Origin of the sequence: Nocardia sp. NPDC049707, assembly GCF_040674855.1 — a bacterium.
Lineage (GTDB): Bacteria > Actinomycetota > Actinomycetes > Mycobacteriales > Mycobacteriaceae > Nocardia.
In genome coordinates, this window is the sequence record NZ_JBFANN010000099.1 from 1 (window position 1) to 6660 (window position 6660).

Below are 6660 nucleotides of genomic sequence, written 5' to 3' on the forward strand. Positions count from 1 at the left end.
CCGTCGAGACTCGCGACTTCGTCGCATGCGCTTCGACGACTCGGACGCGAGACGGGCCGCGAACGGGTCGCTCGTAAGACTCGCTCCGTTGTGGTTGCTGGTGGCGGGGCGTTCGGCACTTGGTGCGCGCGCGTCGAGACTCGGGCGTGGCGCATGTGCTTCGACGGCTCGGACGCGAGACGGGCCGCGTACGGGTCGCTCGTATGACTCGCTTCGTGGTGGTCGGTTGGGGCGGGTCGTTCGGCACCTGGTGCGCGCGTCGAGACTCGCGCGTGGCGCATGTGCTTCGGCGGCTCGGACGCGAGACGGGCCGCGTACGGGTCGCTCGTATGACTCGCTTCGTGGTGGTCGGTTGGGGTGGGGCGTTCGGCACCTGGTGCGCGCGTCGAGACTCGCGCGTGGCGCATGTGCTTCGACGGCTCGGACGCGGGACGGGTCGCGCACGGGTCGCTCGTATGACTCGCTCCGTTGTGGTCGTTGTGGGCGGGTCATTCGGTGCCTGATGTGCGCGCGCTGGGCGGTGGACTTCGGTGCCTGTGGCGTGTGTGCTTTGACGACTTGGGTGTGGGACGGCTGCGAACTCCTCGCTTGTAAGACTCGCTTCGTGGTGGTCGTTGATGGCGGATCGTTCGGCACGCGGTGTACGCGCGTCGAGACTCGAGCCCTATGGATGTGTTTCGACGTCTCAGCTGAATCGATGGCTGTGCGCGGACGCGAGACTGGCCGTGAACTTCTCGCTCGCCAGGTGGTGGTCTCCCCGAGTCGGAAGGTCTGGACACCCCCGTGTGCGGCATCCGTTGGGTAACGGTTTTCCGGGGAGGCGGCGGAGTTGCGGACACGCCGTTGCGGTCGCGGACCGTCCGGTGTGCTATTCACGTCGGTCGATAACCTGTTCTGGCACAACGTAATGCACACCGCGCCGGTTCTGTCAACCCCGGCGGTCGGCTCGTTGTGGCCCTGACCTGCACAGTTGATCGCGCCGTTACCGAGTCGCATGTTAAACTGTGAACATCGAAAGGGGCACGGGACACATGATTTTTAAGGTCGGAGACACCGTCGTTTACCCCCACCACGGAGCGGCGCTGATCGAAGCAATCGAGACTCGCACCATCAAGGGTGAGCAAAAAGAGTATCTGGTCCTCAAGGTCGCCCAAGGTGACCTGACTGTTCGCGTTCCCGCAGAAAACGCCGAATATGTCGGCGTGCGCGACGTTGTCGGCCAGGAGGGTCTCGACCGAGTCTTCCAGGTGCTGCGTGCGCCGCACACCGAAGAACCGACTAACTGGTCTCGCCGCTACAAGGCCAACCTGGAGAAGCTCGCCTCCGGCGATGTGAACAAGGTGGCCGAGGTTGTTCGCGACCTGTGGCGTCGGGAGCAGGACCGCGGTCTGTCCGCGGGTGAGAAGCGGATGTTGGCCAAGGCCCGACAGATTCTCGTCGGTGAGCTCGCGCTCGCCGAGGGGACCGACGACGGCAAGGCCGAGACGCTCCTCGATGAGGTTCTCGCCGCGGCTTCCTGACCGTGAACGTTTCTCACAGCGACGGATCCGTCGTTGCGTTGGTGCCTGCCGCCGGTCGTGGCGTTCGTCTGGGTGAATCGACACCCAAGGCGTTCGTCACGGTCGGCGGCACACCTATGGTCCGGCTGGCCGTCGACGGCCTGATCGCCTCCGGGGCGGTCGACCGGATCATCGTGATGGTCCCCACCGAACTCGTCGAGAGCGCCGTTGCCCTGCTGCCGCCCTCGGAGTCGGTGCGCGTGGTCATCGGCGGCGCCGAGCGCACCGATTCGGTGCGCTGTGGTATCGCCGCCGCCCCCGATGCCGCCCACTTCCTCGTGCACGATGCCGCCCGCGCGTTGACCCCGCCCGAGCTGATCGCCCGGGTCGTCGCGGAACTGCGCGCCGGTGCCGGAGCCGTCGTGCCCGCATTGCCGGTGGTCGACACCATCAAATCCGTCGACGCGCGCGGCGAGGTCACCGGCACACCCGACCGCGCCGGTCTGCGCGCCATCCAGACTCCGCAGGGTTTCGCGGCCGACTTATTGCGCGCGGCCTACGCCGATGAGCGCCTGCAGGCCACCGACGACGCCGGTCTGGTCGAATTGCTCGGCACCCAGGTGCGCACCATTCCGGGCGACACCTTGGCTTTCAAGATCACCACCCGGCTCGATCTGCAGCTGGCAAATGCCGTGCTCGCCGGTGCATGGACGGCGGGTCCGTCATGAGTGAGCGCAGCGAGCGAGCATCCAATGCAGGCCTGGGCATGCGCGTTGGCATCGGCAGCGATGTCCATCCGATCGAAGTCGGCAGGCCGTGCTGGATGGCAGGTCTGCGCTTCGACGGCGCAGACGGCTGCGCCGGACATTCCGACGGCGATGTCGCCGCGCACGCGCTGTGCGATGCGCTGCTTTCCGCGGCCGGACTCGGCGATGTCGGCGCGGTCTTCGGCACCGGACGGCCGGAATGGGCGGGCGTTTCCGGTGCGGCCATGCTCAAAGAAGTGCGAAGGCTCCTTGACGAGGCGAACTTCGAAATCGTCAATGCGGCGGTCCAGGTGATCGGCAATCGGCCGAAGATCGGACCGCGGCGCGCCGAGGCTCAAGAGGTACTCGGCGAACTGCTCGGCGCCCCGGTCTCGGTGTCGGGCACCACAACCGACGGCCTCGGGTTGACCGGCCGCGGCGAGGGCATTGCGGCAGTGGCTACCGCCCTGCTACAAGAGTGTCGCTGATCCAGCTCCCGCCGACCTGATCCGCTCCGTGAGCGGCCTTCTCTACCAGCTAGGATCGACTTCCGTGACTCTGCGCCTTTTTGACACCGACACGCGGACCATGCGCGACTTCGCGCCACTGGTCCCCGGCCGTGCCTCGGTGTACCTCTGTGGCGCCACTGTGCAGGGAGAACCGCATATCGGCCATTTGCGTAGCGGAGTCGCATTCGACGTCCTGCGGCGCTGGCTGCTCGCACACGACTACGACGTGCTGTTCATTCGCAATGTCACCGATATCGAGGACAAGATCCTGATCAAGGCCGCCGAAGCGGGGCGGCCCTGGTGGGAATGGGCATCCACCTACGAGCGCGCCTTCGATAAGGCCTATCAAACCCTCGGCGTACTGCCGCCCTCGGTGGAACCGCGCGCGACCGGTCACATCACCCAGATGATCGATCTGATGCAGCGGTTGATCGACCGCGGGCACGCTTATGCCTCGGCGGGCAATGTCTACTTCGATGTCCTCAGCTATCCGGAATACGGCAGCCTGTCCGGGCACAAAATCGAAGACGTTGCCCAGGGCGAGAGCGCCGGCGAGGGCAAGCGCGATCCACGGGACTTCACACTGTGGAAGGCCGCCAAACCCGGCGAGCCGACCTGGCCGTCACCGTGGGGGCCCGGTCGGCCCGGCTGGCATCTCGAATGCTCCGCCATGGCCGAGTTCTATCTCGGCTCCGAATTCGATATCCATTGCGGCGGAATGGATCTGGTCTTTCCGCATCACGAGAACGAGATCGCCCAGTCCAAGGCCGCCGGTGACGGTTTCGCGCAGTACTGGCTGCACAACGGCTGGGTGACCATGGGCGGCGAGAAGATGTCCAAGTCGCTCGGCAATGTGCTCGCGGTGCCGAATGTGCTGAAAAAGGTTCGGGCCGTTGAACTTCGGTTCTACCTGGGCAGTGCGCACTACCGCTCGATGCTGGAGTACTCGGATAAGGCGCTCTACGACGCCGCGGCCTCGTATCAGCGCATCGAGGCCTTCGTGCACCGAGTGGCCGAGCGGGCCGGGGAGATCGCGGTCGGCAAATGGACCGATGCCTTCGCCGAGGCGCTCGACGATGATCTGGCGATTCCGCGGGCCCTGGCCGAACTGCATCGGGTTGTGCACGAGGGCAATAAGGCGCTGGAATCGGGCGCGCTCGATGAGGCGGTCGAGCTGGCCGGACAGGTCCGGGCCATGTTGAATATCCTCGGCGTCTGCCCGTTCGACCCGCAGTGGTACACCCCACAGGACAATTCGGTCGCGCTGGACGCGTTGGATGTCCTGGTGCGCGCCGAACTCGACCGCCGCCAGCAGGCGCGCGCCGCGAAGGACTGGGCGAGCGCCGATGCGGCGCGCGACCGGTTGCAGACCGCCGGAATCGAAGTGACCGATACTCCGCAGGGTCCGGAATGGTCGCTGGGCGCGGCACAGCATTCTCCGGGCGCGGTACAGCGTGGAAAGGCGAACTGATGGCAGGCAATTCACAGCGCCGCGGCGCGATTCGTAAGGGCGGCACCAAAAAGGGCGCGGTCGTCGGCTCCGGTGGGCAGCGTCGGCGCGGTCTGGAGCCCCGTGGGGCGACCCCGCCCGCCGAGGCGCGCACCAAACATCCAGCCGCCAAGCGTGCGGCCGCCAAGGCGAAGGCCGCCACCCAGGGGAGGCCGGGCCCGCGCGGTACCGGTCGACCGGCCGGACGCAAGCCCGACGACGGTCCGGAGATGGTGCTCGGCCGCAATCCGGTTGTCGAATGTCTGCGCGCTGGTGTGCCCGCGAGCGCGCTGTATGTCGCGGTTGGCACCGAGAACGACGACCGGCTGACCGAAAGTGTGAAGATTGCCGCAGATGCGGGCATTTCGATCCTCGAGGTGCCGCGCACCGATCTGGATCGGTTGAGCGCCAACGGACTGCACCAGGGTGTGGCGCTACAGGTGCCGCCGTATCGGTATGCCCATCCGGACGATTTGGTTGCGCGGGTCCAGGATTCGGTCGAACCCGCATTGCTGGTCGCGCTGGACAATATTTCCGATCCGCGCAATCTCGGTGCCGTCATCCGCTCGGTGGCCGCCTTCGGTGGGCAGGGTGTGCTGATTCCGCAGCGGCGCAGTGCCAGCGTCACCGCAGTGGCCTGGCGGACCAGTGCCGGTGCCGCGGCCCGGCTTCCGGTCGCCCGCGCGACGAATCTCACTCGCACGCTGAAGGATTGGGCGTCGCAGGGGTTCCAGATCATCGGACTCGACGCCGGTGGTGACACCACCCTTGATGATTTCGACGGCCGCATCCCCACCGTGATCGTGGTCGGTTCGGAGGGTAAGGGCCTGTCCCGGCTGGTTCGCGAGACCTGTGATTCGATCCTCAGCATTCCGATGGCCGGGCCGGTGGAATCGCTGAACGCGTCTGTCGCGGCGGGCGTTGTGCTCTCGGAGATCGCGCGCCAGCGTCGAGTCTGAGCACGGAAAGCGTATCGGCGGCCTGTCAACCGAGCTGCGTTCGAACCGCAACGGGCGGACCGTACCTCGGCGATCGCTGTCGACGGGGCAAATCGTTTGCCGCGGTTGAACCGCAAATCGACTCCGGCACCGTAGAATTCGACTCGTGACCATCCCGAATCAGGCTCCTAAGGAGACGATCGAGCATCCGCATGCGACGGCGGTGCTGGCGATCGGTGCGGCGAGTCTGTTCTGCTGCGGTGTGTTGGGGCCGGTGGCCTGGGCGCTCGGCAGACGTGCGCTCAACCAGATCGAGGAATCCCACGGTGGTTACGGTGGGCGCGCGCAGGTGCTGGTCGGCTACGTCCTCGGTGTTATCGGCACGATCCTCATGGTCTGCATGGCGATCATTTTCCTGCTCATCCTGATTGGCGGCCGCGCATAGTAGCGGACCGCGTCAATCCAGGCTGGGCCGTTGCTTCTCGCCGGTGCTGTCCCAGGCCGGCCATTCCTCGCTGATGCTGCCGGTCCAGTTGGGTTGGCGGCGATCTCGGAAGGCCGCCATGGCCTCACCGCCGTCGATGCTCTTGGTGACGTGCGCGTTCAGATCGGTCTCCAGCTGTCCGACCATGGCCGGGCTCATGGCGAGGCTCTCCCATAGCAGCCGCTTCGACAGTCCCACCGGCAGCGGCGCCGTCCCGTTCGCGATGTCATGGGCGATGGCGAGCGCGGTCGGCAATACCTCGCCCGCGGGCAGGCAGGCATTGGCCAGGCCCATGGCCTTGGCCTCTTCGCCGTCGAAGGTGCGACCGGTCAGCATGATGTCAGCGGCATTGGCCATGCCGACCAGCCGTGGCAGTGTCCAGTGCGCGTAGCCGTCGGCGAGTACACCGCGACGCACCTGATTGAGTCCGTACACCGCGTCGCGTGCCATGTACCGCAGATCGCATTGCAGGGCCAGCGCGAGTCCGATGCCGACCGCATGCCCGTTCACCGCCGCGATCACCGGCTTGCGCACCCGCCACGGCGCCGGTTCGATGGTCGCGGTGACCTCGCCGACCCGGTTGGACAGATCGGCACCCGCGCAGAACGCGGGCGCCGTACCGGTAATGACCACCGCGCGAATCGCATCCTCGATATCACAACGCTGTAAGGCCGCGCTCAATTCGGCGGCCATGGCTGGGGTGACGGCATTCTGCTGTGCGGGTCGATTGACGGTGAGGACGGCGATGCCCGCGGAGACATCGACGAGCAATTCCGAACTCATGCCATTGGATGTTAGTCGGGTTGTCGGCGGCGCGGGCGCGGTGTTATTGGCCGCGCGGGCTGTGTTTGATTGCCGCGCCTGCGGCGCGGCGTGTTCGCGGCCCCCCACTGTCTCGCGTCCGAGTCGTCGAGACTCGCGCCTGCGGCGCATGCGCTTCGACGCGGTTGTCTCGGGGGCGACGGATCCGGACATCGAAGGAGTGGAGGTCGAGC

At 66.5% G+C, this 6660-nt stretch carries 7 protein-coding genes; 6 read left to right on the plus strand and 1 reads right to left on the minus strand.

Going from position 1 to position 6660, the window contains the following annotated elements; all coding sequences use genetic code 11:
* Positions 1-1031: 1031 nt before the first annotated feature.
* From carD to AB0J29_RS36820, 6 genes are all read left to right on the plus strand, one after another.
* Positions 1032-1520: an RNA polymerase-binding transcription factor CarD gene (gene carD, locus AB0J29_RS36795; RefSeq protein WP_011206964.1), complete on the plus strand. Its 489-nt coding sequence runs from the start codon at positions 1032-1034 to the stop codon at positions 1518-1520.
* A gap of 2 nt (positions 1521-1522) precedes the next feature.
* The gene (gene ispD / locus AB0J29_RS36800) at positions 1523-2227 is read left to right on the plus strand and encodes a 2-C-methyl-D-erythritol 4-phosphate cytidylyltransferase (RefSeq protein ID WP_364795908.1); all 705 of its coding nucleotides are present in this window, start codon (positions 1523-1525) and stop codon (positions 2225-2227) included.
* Positions 2228-2265: 38 nt separating this feature from the next.
* Entirely contained in the window at positions 2266-2733 is a 468-nt protein-coding gene (ispF, locus tag AB0J29_RS36805) for a 2-C-methyl-D-erythritol 2,4-cyclodiphosphate synthase (protein WP_364500207.1), read from the plus strand.
* A gap of 64 nt (positions 2734-2797) precedes the next feature.
* A complete protein-coding gene (cysS, locus tag AB0J29_RS36810; RefSeq protein WP_364795911.1) occupies positions 2798-4225 on the plus strand; it encodes a cysteine--tRNA ligase in 1428 nt (475 codons plus the stop codon).
* A complete protein-coding gene (rlmB, locus tag AB0J29_RS36815) occupies positions 4225-5202 on the plus strand; it encodes a 23S rRNA (guanosine(2251)-2'-O)-methyltransferase RlmB (protein WP_364795914.1) in 978 nt (325 codons plus the stop codon). Before cysS ends, rlmB begins: the two co-directional genes overlap by 1 nt.
* A 145-nt stretch (positions 5203-5347) precedes the next feature.
* Entirely contained in the window at positions 5348-5626 is a 279-nt protein-coding gene (locus AB0J29_RS36820; RefSeq protein WP_364795915.1) for a DUF4190 domain-containing protein, read from the plus strand.
* 12 nt (positions 5627-5638) lie between these two features.
* Here AB0J29_RS36820 and AB0J29_RS36825 read toward each other — a convergent pair whose 3' ends face one another.
* Positions 5639-6448 carry an enoyl-CoA hydratase-related protein gene (locus AB0J29_RS36825; protein WP_364795917.1) on the minus strand — a complete coding sequence of 270 codons (810 nt, stop codon included), beginning with the start codon at positions 6446-6448 and terminating at the stop codon, positions 5639-5641.
* Between the last annotated feature and the right edge of the window lie 212 nt (positions 6449-6660).